The organism is Streptomyces phaeoluteigriseus (assembly GCF_001896135.2).
GTDB classification, from domain to species: Bacteria; Actinomycetota; Actinomycetes; order Streptomycetales; family Streptomycetaceae; genus Streptomyces; species Streptomyces phaeoluteigriseus.
Genome location: NZ_MPOH02000022.1, coordinates 1 through 18,014 on the forward strand (window position 1 = coordinate 1; position 18,014 = coordinate 18,014).

Genomic DNA, 18,014 nt, shown 5'->3' on the forward strand with positions numbered 1-18,014 from the left:
CCCGCCACCGTGCGCACGGGCAGCCGTGCGGCGGCGGCAGCCACCACGTCGGCGTGCCGTCGGTGCAGCCGTCGTCGACGACCACGATCTCGTGGGGCTGCGGGCACACCTGCCGGGCCAGGCAGGTCAGGACGAGCCGCAGACTGTCGGCCTTGTCGCGGGTGGGGATGACCACGCTGACCGTCGGCCGGGTCATGCCGGGCTCCCCTCGTGGAGCGGGTCCGCCCCACCGATCAGGCTCGGGCCGTGGGCGGCGAGCAGGACGGCACCGGCGAGGGAGGAGTGCGGACCGTGGACGGCCGGCCCGATCCCGGGCAGCGGCCGCCCCGGGCGGGCCGTCTCGGACAGCCGCCGCGCGACCCGGCCGGGCAGGGGCGCGAGCGCGGCTCCGAGGCCACCACCGATGCGTACGTGCGCTGGCTGGACGAGTTCCACGAGGACCCGCAGCGCGCGGGCGATCAGGTCGGCCGCGTGGTCGAGGGTCCGTTCCGCCCACGGATCGGACCGCCGCACGCCCGCCACCAACTCGGCCGTCGTCGTGGCCAGTCCACGGGCCGCGGAGGCGTGAGCGGCCAGAGCCCCGGCCGACACCACGGCCTGGAGGCAGCCGCGCGTGCCGCACCGGCAACGCGGGCCCTCCGGATCGACCACCAGATGGCCCAGCTCGCCCGCCGTACCCCAGGCGCCGGTCAGCAGTCGGCCACCGCTGACCAGACCGCCGCCGACACCCGTGCCGATGCCCAGGTAGACCAGGTCCCGACTGCCGGTGGAACGGGCCTCGGCCAGCCCGGCGAGCGTGGCGTCGTCGCCGAACAGGACCTCGGCGCCGCTGCCCACGAAGGGCGCGCGCAGCGAACGGCCCACCCACTCGGGCCGGTTGGGCCAGCTCACGACGCGCCCGTCGGCACCGACGTTGGGCGCCGCCGCCACGCCGATACGGACGGGGGCTCCCCCCAGCACGCCGACCGCCTCGGCCACGGACGCCGCCAGGAGATCCGACTGACTTGCCGCGTCACCGCCGGCGGGCCACGGGACGGTGTGCTCGTGCACGGCCACACCGGCGTCCACCGCGCGCAGGGCCATCTTGGTGCCGCCGATGTCCACGGCGAGGAAGCGGCCCGGCGCAGCGGAATCCGTGAACGGGCGCGTGCCGGTCACGACGGCTTCCGGGCGGCCAGGATCGTGTAGGGCGCGTGCTCGGTACCGTGGCTCTCCTCCACCCGCAGGCCCACCGCCTCCAGGCCCGCCCGCAGCTCCTGCGGGGTCCACCAGTGCAGGTGTCCGTCGACCAGCCAGCGGACGGCCGTCACGCGGCTCGTCACGTCGGCGAGGGCGAGCGGGTCGGCCACGAAGGTGTCGGCCACCACGAGCAGTCCCTTCGGCCTCAGCAGCGCGGCCAGTGAGCCGAGTCGGGCCGCCGGGCCGTGGACACCGCCGAGGACCACGCAGGCGCCGTACTCCGCGTCGGCCGACGGCGGGACATCGCCGTCGCCGATCTCCAGCAGCGGACCGTCGACGGCGGCCTCGGCCAGCAGCTCCTCGACGGCCGCGCGCAGGCCCGCGTCCGGTGGCGGTGGTCCGGCCAGAGCGGCCGGCAGCCGCGGCCCCTCGCCGGCCGCTTCCCCACGCACCCGGGCCGCCAGCGCCCGGCCGGCCGGGACGGCGTCCGGCGGGTACGCCCAGGCGCCGGGCGCCCCCGCGGAGTCGGCGTCGGTGACCAACAGCCCCAGCGCGCACGCGGTGTCCAACACGGGCGACAGCACCTCCGCGCGCAGCCCCGCCGTCCGGGCCAGGTCGGCGGCGGTGCCGCCGTCGGCCAGGAGCGGGGGCAGGCCGAGTTCGGTGAGGGCCGCCGCCAGGACCTGCTCGGCCGGCGTGTCCGGGTGGGCGCCGGCACGCGCGAGGCGGTACACGGGGGCCGCCTGCGCCTTGCCGACGGCGGACCGGCGCAGGCGGTAGCACGGCTGGAAACTGTCGGGCACCTTGTAGGCGGCCAGTTCGGCGCGGGCGTAGGCCTGCACGAGCCGCGGGGCGGCCAGCTCGGCGTCGGCGGGCACGTACTCGACGGTGAGGCCCTGGTCGTCGGAGTCGTCCGGGCCGGTGGCCGTGACCGAGACGTCGGCGACGCCCGGGGCCGCCCGCAGCACCGACTCCACCTCCATCGTGGAGACCCAGCGGGCCCCGCGCCGGACCACTCCGAGCCTGGCTCTGCCCAGGATGCGGTGAACGCCGTGCTCGTCTCGGTCGGCGAGGTCGTGCAGGCGGTGGGTGGAGCCGTCCTCCAGGACGACGGCGAGTTCTCCCTGGGCCGCGCCCGCGCCGGGCAGGGGCGTGCCGTCGGGGTCCAGCAGGTCGACCCGGACGCCCGGCATCGGACGGCCGACGGCTCCCGACGGCAGCCCCGGCTCCCCCCACAGCACGGCGCCCGTCTCGCTGGAGCCGAAGTTGCGGGAGACGCCCACGCCGAGCGTGCGGGTCCACAGCGCGTCCAGCCCGGCGTCCACGTATCCGGCGCCGGCCATCACCCGGCGCAGCGCCGGGTAGGGCGCGTCGTCCGTAAGGGCCCTGCGGCGCACCAGGACACGGGCCAGGCCGGGCACGGTGACCAGGACCGTCGCCCGCTGCCGCAGCCGCGCGTGCACGGCGCCCACGGCACGCGGCGGCACCGGGTCGACGTGCGCCCCGGCGACCAGCGCGCCGGCCAGCCAGCCGAGCGCGTAGGCGTGGCTCAGCGGCAACGGAAGCAGCACCGAGTCGGCGGGCCGCGCCAGACCGGCGCGGTGGTAGCGCACACCCTCGTCCAGCACGGAACCCTGCGACCGCGCGACGACCTTGGGCGTCCCGGTGGACCCGGAGGAGGCGAGCAGCACCGTGCCGGGGGCATGGTGGGCGGCCGCCTCGGAGTCCGCGTCGCCGGTGAGCCCTCTGTCCGCCCCGGCGTCCTGCGCCGACAGCACCGCCCAGTCCGCCCCGTCGGGATCCGCCACCAGTGTCCGGCGGGCCCCCGCGGTCCTCAGCAGCCTGCGGGTCTCCGCCGGTGGCGAGTCCGCGGGCAGCAGCAGGGGGCAGGCACCCGCCGCGATCAGCGCGAGCAGGCCCAGCACCCATTCCGGCTGGTTGGGTCCCTGGAGTCCGACGGTCTCGGCGGGCCGCACGCCCTGGGCGCGCAGGCGCTCCGCCAGCTCCGTCACCCGTGCGACGGCCGTACGGCGGGTCAGGTCGCCGAGCGCGAGCGCGTCCGGGTCCAGGTCCGCCCGGGAGAACGCCTGCCACAGATCCCGGGCCGTCACCTCGCCGTGCCCTCCCCCGCCGTCTCCAGCCGCCGCACCAGTGCGTCAGCGGCGAGTTCGTACCCGTGCGTGCCGAAGCCCGCGATCACGCCGACGGCGAGCGGGGAGACGACGGAGTTGTGCCGGAAGGACTCGCGGGCCCAGACGTTGGAGATGTGCACCTCGGCCCAGGGTGCCGGGTAGTCGGCGAGGGCGTCGCGCAGACTCCAGCCGGCGATCATCAGGGCGCCGGGGTTGACGATCGCGGCGGCGGTGTCCCGGTGCTTGTGCAGCGCACGGATCAACTCGCCCTCGCCGTCGTGCTGTTCGCAGCGCAGTCCGTACCCGGCGCGGGCCAGCCGCAGGGCCACCGCCTCCTCCACCTCGGCGAGGGTGGTGGTGCCGTAGACCCCGGGTTCCCGGGTGCCGAGCGTGCCCAGGTTGGGGCCGTTGAGCAGCAGGAGGTCACGGGAGGTGGAGGCGGTGGTCACGCGGGGATCCCTTCACGGCGGTGCAGCAGGGCGGCCAGCTCGGCGCACGAGCCGGCCACCAGATCGGGCTGATGGGCGAGCAGTTCGGCCCGGTCGCCCTGGCCCCAGAGACCGGCGGCGGTCCGGGTGCGGCCGCGCGGCCGGCCCGCAGGTCCAGCGCGGAGTCGCCGACCATGACGGCACCCTCGGCGGCGGCGCCGATCTTCTCCAGGGCGAGCAGGACGATGTCCGGAGCCGGTTTGCCGTGTGCCACCTCGTCGCTGCCGCACACCGCGTCCACCAGGTCCAGCAGGCCCGTCGCCGCCAGCGCCTCGACGGCACGGCCGTGGGTCTTGCCGGTGGCGACGGCGGTCGGGACGCCCGCCTCGCGCAGTCCGGCGAGCAGTTCGGCGGCGCCGGGACACGGCTCGATCTCGTGGACCAGTTTGCGGCTCTCGACGACGAACGGCTCGTACATCCCGGCCGGCAGGCCCATGATCGCCAGGGTGTCGGGCATGTGCCGCCCGAGGTGGGTCAGGTACTCCTCGAAGGGTGCCTCGCCGTCACCGACCGTGAGGTCGTAGGCGCGCTGGAAAGCCCTGCGCATCACGTGGATGCTGTCGATGAGGACGCCGTCGAGGTCCAGGACGACGGCCCGGAGTTCACTCACCGCCGGCTCCCTTTCGCGCGGCGTCGGCCGCCGTCCGCAGGCTCGCCACCAGGTGGGCGACGTCGTCGTCCGTCATGGTCGCGCCGAGTCCGACGGTGACGGACCGGCCCAGGACGGCCTCGCTGGCGCGCAGGCGCGCGGTGGCGTCCCAGGCGACGCCCCACGGGGTGCGGCCGGCGCGGACGGCGGGGTTCTGCTGGACCAGGCGGCCCGAGTAGAGCGTGGCCGCGGGGATGCCGGCCGCGGTGAGCGCGGTGACGAACCGGCGGGCAGCCATCCGGTTGTCCAGCAGGACCGTGAGATCGCCCCCGCTGCCCTCCTCGTCCGGCAGTCGCCGCCACTCGAGTTCCAGGTCTGCCAGGTCGGCGCGGACGGCACGGGCGATGTCGCGCAGCCGCCGCAGCATCGGCGTGAGCCGTTCCAGTTGTACGGACAGCAGGGCGCCGGCGATCTCGGTCATCCGCAGGTTGGCGCCGAGGAAGGCCTCGCCGGCGGCGCCGCCGCGCTCGCCGCTGCGCGAGGTGGTGAACTGTCCGCCCTGGTCCTGGTAGCGGACCACCCGGTCGTGGACGTCGGGGTCCGTCGTGACGACGGCGCCGCCCTCGCCGGCGGTGATGTTCTTCTCCAGCTGGAAGCTGAAGGCGCCCGCGTCGCCGATCGAACCGACCGGGCGTCCCCGGTAGCTGACACCGCAGGCCTGGGCGGCGTCCTCCAGTACCCGGATGCCGTGCTTGCGGGCGACGGCCAGGATGGGGTCCATGTCGGCGGCCGCGTTGTTCAGGTGGACGGGCATGACCGCGAAGGTCCGCTCGGTGACGAGCTGCTCCCATGCCGTGGGGTCGAGGGTGAGCGACTCGTCGATGTCGGCGAAGACGGGGACGCCGCGCGCGGCCACGACGGCGTTGACGCAGCCGATGAAGGTGGCCGACGGCACGATGACCTCGCCGCCCTCCGGTATCCCCATGCCGATCAGGGCGCAGGTCAGGGCGGCGGTCCCGGAGGACACGCCGACCGCGTGGGGCGCCTGGTGGAGGGCGGCGAAGCGCTCCTCGAACCGCTCCACGCGGCGCTGGAGCGCGGGACCGTAGTAGCGGAAGAGCGAGCGGCTCTCCAGCACGTCCAGCGCGGCGGCCTTCTCCTCCTCGCCCCACAGGGCCAGGCCGCGCAGCGGCTCGTAGCGCAGCGCCGTGGGTTCGGACAGGGATGCAGTCATGAATTCGTCTCCGGTGCTGTCCAGTCGGCGGACGTGGCGCGGTAACAGGCCTCGACCACGACCAGGGCTTCGCGGGCCTCGCGCAGTGCCCGGCCCGTGGCGTCGGGCCGGTCCAGTTCGTCGGCCAGGGCGTCGAGTTGCAGGTCGTACTCGTCACCGACACCGGCCGGGGGCAGCGGCACCCGGCGCTCACCGCCTTCCCTCCGGAGCGTGAGCGTCGGTTCGGCCACGCGCCGGGGGCTGAAGCCGAAGGTGGTGGTCAGCTCTGCGGTGCCCTCGGTGCCGTGCAGCACCAGCCGGGTGCGGTCGACCGTCTCGTGCGACGCCCAGGCGAAGCGCAGGTACATGCCGTATCGCTCGGTGGCCACCAGGGCGGTGAGCTGGTCCTCGACATCGGCGTTGGCGAGGGCGGCGCCGCCGGCGTGCCAGTCGGCGCCCCAGCCTTCGCGGGTGAGGAAGTCGCAGAAGGGCAGGGCGGTGGCGTGGCGCACGCCGGAGGCGCCCCACAGGTGGTGCAGGACGTCGATGACGTGCCAGCCCAGGTCGACCAGGACGCCGCCGCCGGCCGTCTCCCGGCGGGCGAACCAGTCGCTGCCGGGAATGCCCCGGGAGCGGACCCAGCTCAGCTCGGCGAGCCGGGGCGTGCCGAGCGCCCCGTCCGCGACGAGGCGCGCCAGTTCCCCGACGTCGGAGCGGTGGCGGGCGGCGGTGGACAGCAGCAGCCGTCCTCCTCCGTCGCGGGCCGCGTCTTCCAGGAGCCGCAGGTGGCCGAAGTCGGTGCCGGTCGGCTTCTCCAGGAAGACTGCGAGGCCCTGGCGCAGGAAGTGGCCGGCGAGAGCGCCGTGGGTGTAGTTCGGGGTGAGGACGAAGACGAGGTCGGCCTCACCCCGCCCCAGCTCCTCGTGTCCGGCGTACACGCGCGCCCCGGCCACCAGGGCGCCGGCCCGCTCGACGGCCTCGGGCCGCGGCTCCACCACGGCGACGACGTCGAAGTCCGGGTGCTTGACCAGCCGCGGCAGCCATACCTCGCGGGCCACCCAGCCCAGCCCGACAACGGCGACCCTCATCAGGCGGAACGCTTCTTCCCCGCCAGTTCGGACAGCACCTTCGCCACGGCCTCGGCGACGTCGGCGCAGTCGGCGTCCGAGCCGAGCAGCACCCGGTGGTGCAGCCAGAAGCCGTGCGAGCCCAGGTGTTCGCTGACCGGGTTGCGCTCGGCGAGCTCGGCGGTCTCGGGGAGTCCGTTGCCGCGCAGCGCCTCATGGGCCTGGGTGCGGTACACCGGCGGGTAGTTGACGAAGGCGGGGATGCCCTCGGCGACCAGCGCCCTTACCACCAGGTCGCGGTCGGTCCCGGGGTGCGTGGCGGGGTCGAGGGCGCCATGGCCATGTAGTGGGGGTTGAGGTCGCAGCGCGGGTCGCGGCCTTGCGGGACCACGCCGGGTATCTCGCGCAGCGCCGCGGACAGGGTCTTCCAGCGGCTCTCGCGGCGCGCGTTCTGCTCGGCGAGCCGGCCGAGCTGGGCGCGCAGGACCGCTCCGGCGAACTCGGTCATGCGGTAGTTGGACGACGGGGTGCGGTGCTCGTAGGTCGTGTCGCCCATGGGCCGGCCGCAGCTGTGCCGGGCGAACGCCTCGTCGAACCGCTCCGCCGACGGCAGCAGCAGCGCCCCGCCCTCGCCCGCCGTCATGAGCTTGCCGTTCTGGAAGCTGAAGGCGGCGAGCGTGCCGAAGTCGCCGATGCGCCGGCCTGACCAGACGGCACCGTGCGCGTGTGCGGCGTCCTGGAAGACGACGACGTCGTGCCGGGCCGCCCAGGCGCCGATGGCGTCCATGTCGGCGACGTGCCCGGCCATGTGCACGGGGATGACGACGCGGGTGCGCGGTGTGCGGACGGCGTCCAGGGTCGCCGGGTCGAGGCAGTACGTCACGGGGTCCACGTCGACCGGGACCGGCACGCCGCCCGCGCGCTGTACGGCGATGGAGGTGGAGATGAAGGTGAAGGCGGGCACGATCACCTCGTCACCCGGCCGCAGACCCAGCAGCTCCAGGCCCAGCTCCAAGGCGTGTGTGCCGTTGGTGACCGCGAGCGCCGTGCCGCCGTGGTACTCGCCGAACTCCGCCTCGAACGAGGTGACCTCGGAGCCGCCGACTCGCCACCACTGGCCCTGGTCGACCGCGCGGATCAGCGCCGCGCGCTCGGTGTCGTCATGGTACGGCCAGGCCGGAAAGTCGTGGCGGCGGACCGGATGGCCACCGTCGAGTGCCAGAGCCACTGTGCGTCCCTCTCAGTTTCGGTGTCAGTCGGTGGCGGGGCTGCCGGTCGCCGCCGACCAGGTCGACGCCAGCGCGTCCAGGTCGTCGGCCGAGTGCGCCACCACGTAGTCTTCCATGATCATCCAGTCCAGTCGGCTGCCGCCGTAGAACTCGAGGGCCTGCTGCGGTGTCTCCACGATCGGCTGACCGTTGTCGTTGAACGACGTGTTGAGCACCACCGGTACTCCGGTCAACTGGTGGAAGTGCGCGATCAGCCGGTGGTACGCGCCGTTGTCCTCGGCTGTCACGGTCTGCACGCGCGCGGTCCCGTCGACGTGCACGATGGCCGGGACCTCGCCCTGCTTCTCGGGCCGTACCGGGGCCACGATGAGCATGTACGGCGACTCGATGTCGAGGTCGAAGTAGTCGGCGGCGTGCTCGCGCAGCACCGCCGGGGCGAAGGGCCGGAAGGGCTCGCGGTGCTTGATCCGGGCGTTGATGATGTCCTTCATCTCGGCGCGCCGGGGGTCGGCCAGGATGCTGCGGTGGCCCAGGGCGCGCGGCCCGAACTCCGATCCGCCGGTGAACCAGCCCAGGAGCTTGCCCTGCGCGAGCAGTTCGGCCCCGACCCGGGACGGCTCGTCCACCTTGCGGTAGGGCAGTCCGCAGGCGTCGAGCGCGGCCCGCACCTCGGAGTCCCCGTAGGTGCGGCCGAGGTAGGCGTGGCGCTGGGCGGTGCGGGCGGGGGCCTCGCGGGGCTGTCCGGCGATGACGTGGTAGCCGTAGTAGGCGTTGCCGACGGCGCAGCCGCCGTCGCCCGCGGCGGGCTGCACGAAGACGTTCTCGAAGGGGGTCTCGCGCAGCAGGCGGCCGTTGGCCACGCAGTTCAGCGCGACGCCGCCGGCCAGGCACAGGTCGGTGAGCCCGGTGTCGGCGTGGAGCCGCCGGGCCACGTGCAGGAGGGTCTCCTCCAGCATGTCCTGGGCGGCGTAGGCGAGGTCGGCGGCGCGGGCGAAGCGTTCGTCGCCCTCGTAGCCGTCGAGGGCGTGCTCGATGAAGTCGAGCAGGCCGCCGTTCTTGAGGTGCAGTTCATAGCCGCCGTCGGGCAACAGCGTGAGGTACTCGCGGAACTCCTTGCAGTAGCGCGGGGTGCCGTAGGGCGCGAGGCCCATCGTCTTGCCGTCCTCGGACAGGTACCAGTGGCGGCCCTCGTACTCGTTCTCGTACAGGACGAAGCCGATGGCCTTGCTGACCGCCTTGTACATGTAGCCGAGGGAGTGGTCGCTGTCGCCGGCCTGGTAGACCCGCAGGGAGCTGAGGCCGTCGGTGGACCAGTTGGTGCCGAGCACCTTGGACAGCTCGGTGATGGTGGTGCCCTCGCCGACGGCGGTGGTGAGGGTCTCCACGCCCCGGTCGTCGATCAGGCTGCCCGCCCCGTCGACGACGAGGATGGCGGCCCGCTCGAAGGGTGAGGGGAAGAAGGTGCTGGCCGCGTGCGCCATGTGATGGCGTATCAGGTGGATGCGCTTGCGGAAGGGGAAGTACGCGGGCGCCAGCAGCGTGTCGTCGGCGACGATGACGTCGACGTCGGCGAGGCGCGCCTGTGCCATGTCGAGGCAGTACCGCCACGACTGGTTGAACAGCGAGTTGACTCCGACCGAGTACTTGACCCGGCGTACCCGCTCCTCCTCGATCCCGGCGGCGATGACGCCGTCGGAGACGAGGCATGCGGCGAAGTCGTGGTTGGACCCGCCCAGGCCGAGCGTCAGCATCCCCGTGTTTCCCCTCTTCGAGCTCGCAGGATTCCTTGTGTCACGGCTGCACGGCGTGGATCAGGTAGTTCAGTGTGTCTTCGCCGTCCGCCATCGGCGGCTTCAGCACGCTGGGCTCCAAACCCATCTCCCTCAGGTACAGGCAGAGTTCGTTAACCCGGCCGTGCACGTCCTGGACGTCGATGAAGACGTTGCGCAGCAGGGGGCGCAGGTCTGCGTCGACACCACGCAGGATCTCCAGTTCGGAGCCGACCGCGTCGATCTTCAGCAGGTCGACGGGGCGGTCGGTACCGATGTGGCGGGAGAGCCGGTCGACGGCGACGGTGATCTCGCGTCCCTGGAACATCCGCTCCACGACCCGCGGCGGGAAGCTCCTGCCCAGCAGTTCCCTCAACTGCCCCTGATCCTGCGGGTACAGGGTCGAACTGCTGGGGAGCAGCGGGTAGTAGCGGAAGGACACGCCGGCCGCTTCCTCGCTGCCCAGCGCGGTCTCGTGCACGGACACGTCGTGGAGGTCGAACTCCGCCACGTTGGCGTGCAGCGCCGCGACGAGTTCGGGCAGCGGCTCGAAGGCCACGATGCGCGCCTTGGGCCGCCGCTGCTTCACGAAGAGCGTGAAGAGGCCGATGTTCGCCCCGACGTCGACGACGAACGGTTCGTCGGGAAGGGCGATGCCTGCGTAGGTTCCGCCTTCGAACATCTCGCGGTACAGAAAGCGCGCGTCGAGCGCGCTCACGGCGTGCACGGAGAATCCCTCAGCGACTTCCGTCAGCTTGGGGGGTGTCATGTGCCGAGTCCCCGGGACTCAGCCGAGACGTTCGACGACGTAGTCGGCCAGGCGGTCCTCGGACGTGAGCGTGTCCTCGGTGAGATCCTCGTCCTCGAACGTCACACCGAAGCGCTCTTCGAGGAGAAGCAGGAACTCCAGCGCGTCCAGCGAGGTGAATCCATAGGCTTCGAGGAAGTTGCTGCTGTTCTCGTTCACCGTACGACCACTGGAGGCGGCAAACTCCTTGGCGATTTGGTGGATCTCCTGGAGTACTTCGTCGCGGTTCACAGACAGCCTTTCATTCGTTCGGACAAGTGACAATCTAGTCGGTGGGTCAGAAGCTGTCCATCCTGGCAAGACGACAAAATGCCTCGCCAGCGCCCTACTTGGCGTCCGCGAGCAGGCGGTCGAGCCAGCGATGGTGATGCTGCAACGCCAACTCGTTGCGCCCGAAGACAAAGTGCGTATTCGCCCCCGAGGACAAAGCCGCCTGCACGTCGAATCCGGTGCGATAGTCCTCGTCCGCAACGCCTCTTTCGACGAGTTCGCTGAACTCCGCCGTGTAGCGCCGGTCCTCTTCGGTGACCGGTGGCACACGCGTCAGGATGGTCTGCACGGTACGGCTTGCGTCCACCCCCGGGCCGGGCATGATCTGGGACACCACTCCGTGTCCTTCCCAGGCGCCGGCGATCGACACGTTGGGGAAGACGGTGTAGACGGTGCCGCAGTGCGCGGCGGGTTCCCAGTCCTCGACCGGGATGTCCCGCAGCGTCTTCAGCGACTTGACCGGGTACAGGATCCGCTGGTGCGGCCCGAAGGAGTCCACCACCATCAGGTTCGACGTGGACGTGGGGGCGAACGTCGTGCGGTGCAGCGCCTGGATGTGGTAGCTCTCCAGGTAGCCGTCGAAGGCCACCTTCCAGCCGGGACCGGCCAGTTCGCGCTGCTCGTAGACGTGCCACTTGTCGAGTTCGAGCCGCTCCAGCTCGCGTGCGTAGTCACCGAGCCAGGCGTCCAGATCGATCGTGGCGCCCGGGGTGAGGCACACCCACACGAAACCGAGGCTCTCCGTGACGGGCAGTGGCCGCAGCCCCAGCTCGGCGGTGTCGACGTCCCCGAAGGTCGCGGGCTTGTGCACGGCGACGAGGCTGCCCTGGTCGTCGTACACCCAGGCGTGGTAGGGACAGCGGAAACGGTGCCGGGTGCCGGTCCCGGCCGGGCACAGCTGGGCGCCGCGGTGTCGGCAGACGTTGAGGAACGCCCGTACGACGCCGTCCTGTCCGCGGGTGAGCAGCACCGGGGTGCCCAGGACGTCCAGGGCCTTGTAGGAGCCGGCGCCCGGGAGTTCGGCGGACAGCGCGAGGGCGAGCGGAACCCGTTTGAAGACGAGGTCGATCTCCCGCTGCCACCGGTCGGGGTCGAGGTATTCCGCGACGGGGACCCGCAGCACGTCCTCGGCCTGGTCCGTCGTGCCGGCCTCCAGGTGCGCCAGCGCCCGCTGCGCGAGGGCCACGGCCTGTGCGTGGTCGATCACGGCTCCCACCTCCCGTTTCGTTCCGGTGCGTGCAGTGCGAAGAACTCCTGGTAGAGGAGTACTTGACTGTCGAGCATGTGGCGTCCGTGCACCACGGGCCGTCCGCCGTCCCGGGCGGCCTTGAGCAGGGCGGTCTCGGCCGGCTTCATGATGATGTCGGCGACCACGCAGGTACGCGGCAGGCGTGCGGGGTCGAAGGGGAGCGGGTCACCGGGGCGCATGCCCAGCGGGGTCGCGTTCACCGCGATGTCGACCCGGCCGCCCTCGTGGTCGCCTTCACCGTCGAAGTCGCCCTCCACGCCGGACCGTACGCGTCCCGGCCAACGTGCGTCCAGCCGGGCCAGTACGTCCTGCTGGCGGTCCGAGTCGGGATCGTACAACCGCAGTTGGGCGACGCCCGCGGTGAGCAGGGCCGCGGCGACGGCCCGTCCGGCGCCGCCCGCCCCGGCCAGGGCGACGGTCGCGCCCGTGGGGTCGTGGCCGTTGGCGCGCAGGCCGTGGACGAAGCCGGCCCCGTCGAAGTTGTCGGCGAGCCAGGTCCCGTCGGGGTTCCTGCGCAGGGCGTTGGCGCTGCCGGCCACTTCGGCGGCCGGGCCCAACAGGTCGGCGTACCGGCACACCTCGATCTTGTGCGGCACGGTGACGAGGATGCCGTCGAGGTTGTGGATGCGGCGCAGTCCGCGCATCACCTCGCCCAGGCCCTCGGGGCCGACGTGCACGGGAACCAGTACCGCGTCCCGCGCGGTGCGCGCGAACAGGTCGTTGAGCAGACCGGGGGCGCGCACCTGGGCCACCGGGTCGCCCAGGACCACGTAGAGCCGTGTCGTCCCCGATATCGCGCTCGGGTCGGGCAGGGCGTCGGGCATGGCGCTCCTCAGGCCGAGGCGGGGGCGGGGCCCGAGGGCATGTCCGCCAGGACGGAGGAGACCACGTGCGCCTCGACGCGGGGCACCAGCTCGACTCCGCCCGGGCCGTCCAGGACGAACGTCAGCGTGGAGTCGGCGTCCTGTCCCTTCTTCTTGTCGCGCCGCATCAGCTCCACCAGGGTCGTCACGGGCACGCCGGACGGCAGCCAGGTGGGCAGTCCGAAGCTTTCCACCATCTCCCGGTGCTCGGCCACCCGGTCTTCCCCGATACGCCCCAGCCTGCCCGCCAGCAGCCCCGCGAACACGGTGCCGACCGCGACCGCCTCGCCGTGTCGCCAGGCGTAGTCGGTGGCGCGCTCGATGGCGTGCCCGAGGGTGTGGCCGTAGTTGAGGATGTGGCGCGGGCCCTGGTCGCGTTCGTCGCGGGCGACGACGGAGGCCTTGAGCGTGACGCTCGCCACGATCTGCTCGGTCAGGTCGAGCCCGCGCAGATCGCCTGCGCCGATGAACGCGCAGCGGGCTATCTCCCCGTATCCGCTGAGCAGTTCGCGTCGGGGCAGGGTGCGCAGGAAGTCCGTGTCGCACAGCACCGCGCTGGGCTGCCAGTAGGCGCCGACCAGGTTCTTGCCCTCGGGCAGGTTGACCGCCGTCTTGCCGCCGACGCTCGCGTCGACCTGGGCGAGCAGGGTGGTCGGCAGGTGCACGACCTTGATTCCGCGGTGGTAGAGGGCGGCGGCCAGGCCCACCGTGTCCGTCGTCGTGCCGCCGCCGCAGGCGATCACGGCGTCGGACCGGGTCAGCCCAGCCTCGACGAAGGCGCGGCAGTAGGTCTCGACCGACGCGAGCGTCTTGTGCCGCTCGCCGTCGATCACCGGCACCACCGTGAACGGTACGCCGGGGTCCGGGAGTTCGCCCTCCGGCATGCTGCTCACGACGGCGACGCGGCCGACGCCCAGTTCCCTCAGGACGGCGGGCAGCAGTCGGCGGGCGCCGGATCCCACGTGCACGGCGTAGTCGTGGTCTTTCAGCCGGACGTCGATACGGCGGGCACGGACTTCCGTCCCCCCGCTCCCCGCCCGTGAACGGATTACGCTCATGCCTTCAGTGCCCCCGTGCCTGTCCGGCCTCGACCGACGGCATGCTACGCACAGGTGCGGATCAAGGTCCACCCCTGACGTGCGCCGACCGTCAGTTGCCGCCCTGTGCAGGGCGTTTGACGCTCACGCGGTGGCAACCAGGGCCTATGGCCGTGGGGTTGCCGAGCGGTTAGTGTTGACCGGTCGAGCGAACCTGAACCGCAAATCCCATGCCGACCGCAAATCGGGGACTTACATGCGCCTTAAGGAAAAGTTTCGTGCCGCCCTCACCGCCTCGGCGGCAGAAGGCGGACGACTCCCGTTCCTGATGAACGACATGGTCATCGAGGAACAGCTTTGCCAGATGCGCTGTTCCTACTGCCTCACCGAGGAGTACAACCTCCTCATGAACGTGCCCGACGCACGGCTGCGCCTCACCACCGATCGCCGCCAGGACTGGCACGAGATACTCGACATGTATCACGAGCACGTGGACGCGCCCATTCTGCGGCTCTCCGGCGGTGAGTTCTTCTGGCTGAAGGGGTCCACCGAGTTCGTCCAGGAGGCCAGCCGCCGCTATGAGACCGTCCAGGTCATCACCAACGGCGTGTTCCTCAACGAGCGGCGCATCGAGGCCCTCGCGGCGATGGGCAACGTCCAGCTGAACATCTCCCTGGACGGGCACACGCTGGAGCTGAACCGGCACCGGCTGCCCCCGAAGCAGGCGAAGCTGCACGACGTCATCATGCGCAGTCTGCACGCGGCGGCCGAGGCCGGGCTGCGCATCGACATCCAGTCGGTGCTCACCGACGCCAACTACGCGGGCCAGCTGGAGTTCGCCCGGTACCTGCGCGACGAGGTCGCGGGCAGCACGACGCTCTACTTCTTCCCCGTGCGCGGCGACACCGCCGAGCGCATGGGCCCGCCGCCCGGCGACCACCTGATGCCGCTCGTGGAGCACTACGACGAGTTCGCCGACGTCCTGCCGCCGCGCGCCTACGTCGAGCACATGGCCGAGCAGTTGAAGACGAACGTGCGCACCCTCGGGTGCTTCGTCACGGCGACCATGGCCCAGCTCTTCGGCCAGGGCGACGTCTCCGCGTGCCCGCACGCCTGGGTCAAGCCGATGGGCAACCTGGCGCAGGACCGGAAACTGCTGCTCGACCAGTACGGCTCGCACCAGCACTACGACCTGTTCATGCACGACCGGCCGCGGTTCAGCTTCTGCAAGACCTGCGCCACGCCGTCCGACGTCATCAACCTGTTCTTCCTGGACCGGATCACCGAGGAGGAGATCGGCGCCACGCATCTGTACTCGGGTGAGCGCTCACGCGCCCGGCTGCGGGAGCTGAAGGAGACGTTCCGGCCGGTCATCTCCGGCGCCCCCGCAACCGGACAGGGCGTCGCTCAGAGCGTCAGCTCCTGATCGCACTCGGCGTCGGCGTACAGCGCCGCGATGAGTTCCTGCACCTCCAACGCCTGAGCCGGGGCCACCGTGCGGTCCCGGGCCGGCCCGCCACCGTGTCGAGGAAGCCGCGGATCGCCGCCAGCTCGGGCCGGCGGTCCTCGGCGGTGACCGTGCCCGCGGCGCTGCGGACCTCGCCGCGCCGCAGATCCAGCACGGTGGTCTCGCCGTTGGCCGCGGTGGCCTCCAGGGTGAGGCCCATGACCCGGCTGCGGCGATCGATGCGCAGCTTCGCGGGGCCTGCCGGGAACTCCAGGTCGGCGATCACCCGCTCCTCCACCCCCCTCGCGTCGACCCGGCAGGCGACCGGGCGAGGCCGCCCGAAGACGGTGACCAGCAGGTCCAGGGCGTGCGCGCCGAGGTCGACCAGTGCCCCGCCACCGGCCCGCGCCGCGTCGCCGTACCAGTTCGTCACCGGCCGCCACAGCCGCTGACCGGCCGTGGTGAAGGTCAGGGTGATCTCGCAGGGGCCCTCGGGCAGCGCCTTGAGGAACGCCGGTACCAGCTCGTGGAAGCGGTAGGGCAGGTTGACGGCGAGCCGGTCGGCGCCCGCTGCCCCGGCCAGTCGGCGCGCCTGGGTGAGGTCGGCGGCCAGCGGCTTCTCGCACAGGACGTGCGCCCCGGCCGCGAGCGCCGCCAGCACGGGCTCGGTGTGGGCGTCGTTGGGGGTGCACACCGCCACCACGTCCGGCCTGCCGACCGTGAGGAACTCCTCCAGGCTCGTGGTGACCAGGACGCCGTCGGCCGCCGCGCCGAGCACCGAGCGCGCGCTGTCGGCGTCGGTGTCACAGGCGGCGACGAGAGTGTAGTCCTCGTGGTCGGTGACGACGGGCAGGTGGTAACGCTGGAAGACGCGACCGCAGCCGACCACTCCGTACCGCAGGGTCATCGGCCCGCTCCCGCCGCGACGAGGGCCTCGGCGCCGCAGATGCGCTCCACCCGCTCGCCGAAGTCCTCGAAGGACTCGCCGAGGTGCTCGGCGTCGTAGTCGGCCACCAGGTCCCGCAGGTCGGCGGTGAGCCGCGTGGCGAGGTCCGGCGGGTCGGTCTCGGCGAGGACGAGCCCGTAGTTGATGAAGGCGAGGAACAGCTCCGGCAGCCCGTTGCGCCAGGCCCGCAGCCTGCTGAGGAAGGCGCGCGGGTTGTGCTCCGTGCCCCGTAGCCTGCGGGCGCCCAGGGCGATCTTCTGGGCGATGAAGGGCAGGACGTTCTCCTTGCGGTCGCTGATCTCCTCGCCGACCTCGCTCCAGGCGCTCCACAGGGCTTCGACTCGGGGGTCCGGCACCCGGTAGTCACGGCGAGCGGTGCGCAGGACCTCGTAGGCGGCGCCCTCCATGCCTTCGATGTCGGCCAGCGGCAGCGGCTCCTCGATCTTGTCGTACATCTCCGTGCCGCGCAGGGCGATCGCACGGTTGATGAGGAAGAACGGGTTGTCGGCCTCGTGGATGCGAGCGGCCACGATGAACTCGAGGTTCTCCCACAGTTCGTCGATGGTGGTCTTCGGCTCGATCATGATCCAGCCGGGGTCGAGGCCGAGGCCCTTGCGTTTGAACATACGGGCGGCGTCGAGGTTGTAGGCCACCGTGGTGCCCTTCTTGAACCGCCGCAGCATGCCGGGCGACCCGGACTCGATGCCCAGCAGGGCGGACGAGAGTCCCGCCCGGTGCAGCAGGTCGAGGGCCTCGTGGTCGATCAGCCCGGAGTCGACGCGGAACTCGCAGTGGAACTGGAACTTCAGACCACGGGTGAGGACGGTCTCGGCGAACTCCACGGCGTGTGCGAAGCCGTCGCCGAACGCCCCGCCGAAGTTGTCGTCGTTGAACCAGATGAAACGGGTGCCGAACTCCCGCTGCAGGTACTCGATCTCGTCGACGACGTCGGCGGGGGGCCGCATCCGCCAGAAGCCGTCGACCACTCCGGGCTGGCGGGGCGCGTAGCAGAAGGTGCACTTGGCGTGGCAGCCGCGGCTGGTGAACGTGGAGGCCACGGGCGTCGCGATACCCGCCGCCCGGTGGTACTCCAGCACGTCACGGGCCGGCCAGACGAGGTTGGCGAGGTCGGGCAGCACGGGCATGCCGCTGCTGCGCACCCGGTCGCCGTCGCGGTAGAACAGCCCGGGGGTCTCCCGCCAGTCGGCGCCGGAGGTCAGCCGGTCCATGATGCCCACAACCGTCAACTCGCCCTCGCCGAAGGTGACGCAGTCGGCCTCGGGCACCTGCTCGGCGATGAGTTTCGCGTTGTAGGTGCAGAAGGCGCCGCCGATGGCGATGAATACGTCAGGATCGGCGATCCGCGCGCACCGGATGAGCCGGATGGCGTCGATGATGTGCAGGTCGTACATGATGCTGATGCCGACGAAGCGGGGGCGCTCCCGGCGGATGAGGTCGATGATGGCCTCGTCGCTGGGCGTACGGCCGTGCAGGTTCAGCGAGGTGACGGAGTGTCCGGCGTTGCGCAGGTATCCGGTGATGCAGGCCAGACCCAGATTTTCCCGGACCTTCTCGTAGAAGATCCGCAGTGCCGGATCGAGTTTTACGTACTCCTCGTCGGTGACGGTCACGTTCTGGTTGTTCAGGCTGAGTGCTCCGGTGGCTATCTCACGCGGAGTCAACAGCACGACGTCCGACATCTGACCCTAACCCTTCCCCGTGGTCTGT

18 protein-coding genes are annotated in these 18,014 nt (G+C 71.9%); 1 reads left to right on the forward strand and 17 read right to left on the reverse strand.

Translation table 11 applies throughout. The features are described from left to right. From BM536_RS35975 to BM536_RS36040, 15 genes are all read right to left on the reverse strand, one after another. On the reverse strand, positions 1–196 hold a 196-nt coding region (locus BM536_RS35975; RefSeq protein WP_143651055.1), incomplete at its 3' end, for a glycosyltransferase family 2 protein. After that, positions 193–1,158, reverse strand: coding sequence for an ROK family protein (locus BM536_RS35980; RefSeq protein WP_073491446.1), 966 nt, complete (start codon positions 1,156–1,158; stop codon positions 193–195). The genes BM536_RS35980 and BM536_RS35975, both read right to left, overlap by 4 nt. After that, the gene (locus tag BM536_RS35985) at positions 1,155–3,290 is read right to left on the reverse strand and encodes an AMP-binding protein (protein WP_094103983.1); all 2,136 of its coding nucleotides are present in this window, start codon (positions 3,288–3,290) and stop codon (positions 1,155–1,157) included. The genes BM536_RS35980 and BM536_RS35985 overlap by 4 nt, the downstream gene beginning before the upstream one ends. Continuing rightward, positions 3,287–3,760, reverse strand: coding sequence for a type II 3-dehydroquinate dehydratase (locus tag BM536_RS35990; protein WP_073491448.1), 474 nt, complete (start codon positions 3,758–3,760; stop codon positions 3,287–3,289). Before BM536_RS35990 ends, BM536_RS35985 begins: the two co-directional genes overlap by 4 nt. Beyond that, complete coding sequence (locus tag BM536_RS35995) at positions 3,735–4,409, reverse strand: HAD-IA family hydrolase (RefSeq protein ID WP_245873954.1); 675 nt, start codon at positions 4,407–4,409, stop codon at positions 3,735–3,737. The genes BM536_RS35990 and BM536_RS35995 overlap by 26 nt, the downstream gene beginning before the upstream one ends. Further along, positions 4,402–5,622, reverse strand: a complete 1,221-nt coding sequence (locus tag BM536_RS36000) for a DegT/DnrJ/EryC1/StrS family aminotransferase (protein ID WP_094103984.1) — start codon at positions 5,620–5,622, stop codon at positions 4,402–4,404. Before BM536_RS36000 ends, BM536_RS35995 begins: the two co-directional genes overlap by 8 nt. Beyond that, entirely contained in the window at positions 5,619–6,689 is a 1,071-nt protein-coding gene (locus BM536_RS36005; protein ID WP_073491449.1) for a Gfo/Idh/MocA family protein, read from the reverse strand. Before BM536_RS36005 ends, BM536_RS36000 begins: the two co-directional genes overlap by 4 nt. Next, positions 6,689–6,958, reverse strand: coding sequence for a hypothetical protein (locus tag BM536_RS44510; protein ID WP_342748870.1), 270 nt, complete (start codon positions 6,956–6,958; stop codon positions 6,689–6,691). Before BM536_RS44510 ends, BM536_RS36005 begins: the two co-directional genes overlap by 1 nt. After that, positions 6,952–7,896 carry an aminotransferase class I/II-fold pyridoxal phosphate-dependent enzyme gene (locus tag BM536_RS36010; RefSeq protein ID WP_342748871.1) on the reverse strand — a complete coding sequence of 315 codons (945 nt, stop codon included), beginning with the start codon at positions 7,894–7,896 and terminating at the stop codon, positions 6,952–6,954. Before BM536_RS36010 ends, BM536_RS44510 begins: the two co-directional genes overlap by 7 nt. Positions 7,897–7,920: 24 nt before the next feature. After that, a complete protein-coding gene (locus BM536_RS36015; protein ID WP_094103985.1) occupies positions 7,921–9,648 on the reverse strand; it encodes a carbamoyltransferase family protein in 1,728 nt (575 codons plus the stop codon). A gap of 40 nt (positions 9,649–9,688) precedes the next feature. Continuing rightward, positions 9,689–10,435, reverse strand: coding sequence for an FkbM family methyltransferase (locus BM536_RS36020; RefSeq protein WP_073491450.1), 747 nt, complete (start codon positions 10,433–10,435; stop codon positions 9,689–9,691). 18 nt (positions 10,436–10,453) lie between these two features. Then, positions 10,454–10,705, reverse strand: coding sequence for a phosphopantetheine-binding protein (locus tag BM536_RS40960; RefSeq protein ID WP_020129798.1), 252 nt, complete (start codon positions 10,703–10,705; stop codon positions 10,454–10,456). 94 nt (positions 10,706–10,799) lie between these two features. Then, on the reverse strand, positions 10,800–11,951 hold the full coding sequence (locus BM536_RS36030; protein WP_158086574.1) for an aromatic ring-hydroxylating oxygenase subunit alpha: 1,152 nt from the start codon (positions 11,949–11,951) through the stop codon (positions 10,800–10,802). Then, positions 11,948–12,817: a shikimate dehydrogenase family protein gene (locus BM536_RS36035; protein WP_073491451.1), complete on the reverse strand. Its 870-nt coding sequence runs from the start codon at positions 12,815–12,817 to the stop codon at positions 11,948–11,950. Before BM536_RS36035 ends, BM536_RS36030 begins: the two co-directional genes overlap by 4 nt. 8 nt (positions 12,818–12,825) lie before the next feature. Continuing rightward, positions 12,826–13,914, reverse strand: a complete 1,089-nt coding sequence (locus BM536_RS36040; RefSeq protein ID WP_073491452.1) for a 3-dehydroquinate synthase family protein — start codon at positions 13,912–13,914, stop codon at positions 12,826–12,828. Between the two features lie 235 nt (positions 13,915–14,149). Here BM536_RS36040 and BM536_RS36045 point away from each other — a divergent pair, with 235 nt between their 5' ends. After that, complete coding sequence (locus BM536_RS36045) at positions 14,150–15,319, forward strand: radical SAM protein (protein WP_245873955.1); 1,170 nt, start codon at positions 14,150–14,152, stop codon at positions 15,317–15,319. Here the strand turns inward: BM536_RS36045 and BM536_RS36050 are convergent. Beyond that, positions 15,309–16,247, reverse strand: coding sequence for a Gfo/Idh/MocA family protein (locus BM536_RS36050; RefSeq protein WP_073491453.1), 939 nt, complete (start codon positions 16,245–16,247; stop codon positions 15,309–15,311). The two genes, BM536_RS36045 and BM536_RS36050, sit on opposite strands and share 11 nt — an antisense overlap. Beyond that, a complete protein-coding gene (locus BM536_RS36055; protein WP_073491454.1) occupies positions 16,244–17,986 on the reverse strand; it encodes a B12-binding domain-containing radical SAM protein in 1,743 nt (580 codons plus the stop codon). The genes BM536_RS36050 and BM536_RS36055 overlap by 4 nt, the downstream gene beginning before the upstream one ends. Positions 17,987–18,014 lie beyond the last annotated feature (28 nt).

Bases quoted from the DNA above. Each gene is read 5' to 3' on its own strand.
- BM536_RS36005 (WP_073491449.1), bottom strand. From the start codon at position 6,689: ATGAGGGTCGCCGTTGTCGGGCTGGGCTGGGTGGCCCGCGAGGTATGG.
- BM536_RS36055 (WP_073491454.1), bottom strand. From the start codon at position 17,986: ATGTCGGACGTCGTGCTGTTGACTCCGCGTGAGATAGCCACCGGAGCA.
- BM536_RS36000 (WP_094103984.1), bottom strand. From the start codon at position 5,622: ATGACTGCATCCCTGTCCGAACCCACGGCGCTGCGCTACGAGCCGCTG.
- BM536_RS36045 (WP_245873955.1), top strand. From the start codon at position 14,150: ATGCGCCTTAAGGAAAAGTTTCGTGCCGCCCTCACCGCCTCGGCGGCA.
- BM536_RS36035 (WP_073491451.1), bottom strand. From the start codon at position 12,817: ATGCCCGACGCCCTGCCCGACCCGAGCGCGATATCGGGGACGACACGG.
- BM536_RS36015 (WP_094103985.1), bottom strand. From the start codon at position 9,648: ATGCTGACGCTCGGCCTGGGCGGGTCCAACCACGACTTCGCCGCATGC.
- BM536_RS36020 (WP_073491450.1), bottom strand. From the start codon at position 10,435: ATGACACCCCCCAAGCTGACGGAAGTCGCTGAGGGATTCTCCGTGCAC.
- BM536_RS36040 (WP_073491452.1), bottom strand. From the start codon at position 13,914: ATGAGCGTAATCCGTTCACGGGCGGGGAGCGGGGGGACGGAAGTCCGT.
- BM536_RS36050 (WP_073491453.1), bottom strand. From the start codon at position 16,247: ATGACCCTGCGGTACGGAGTGGTCGGCTGCGGTCGCGTCTTCCAGCGT.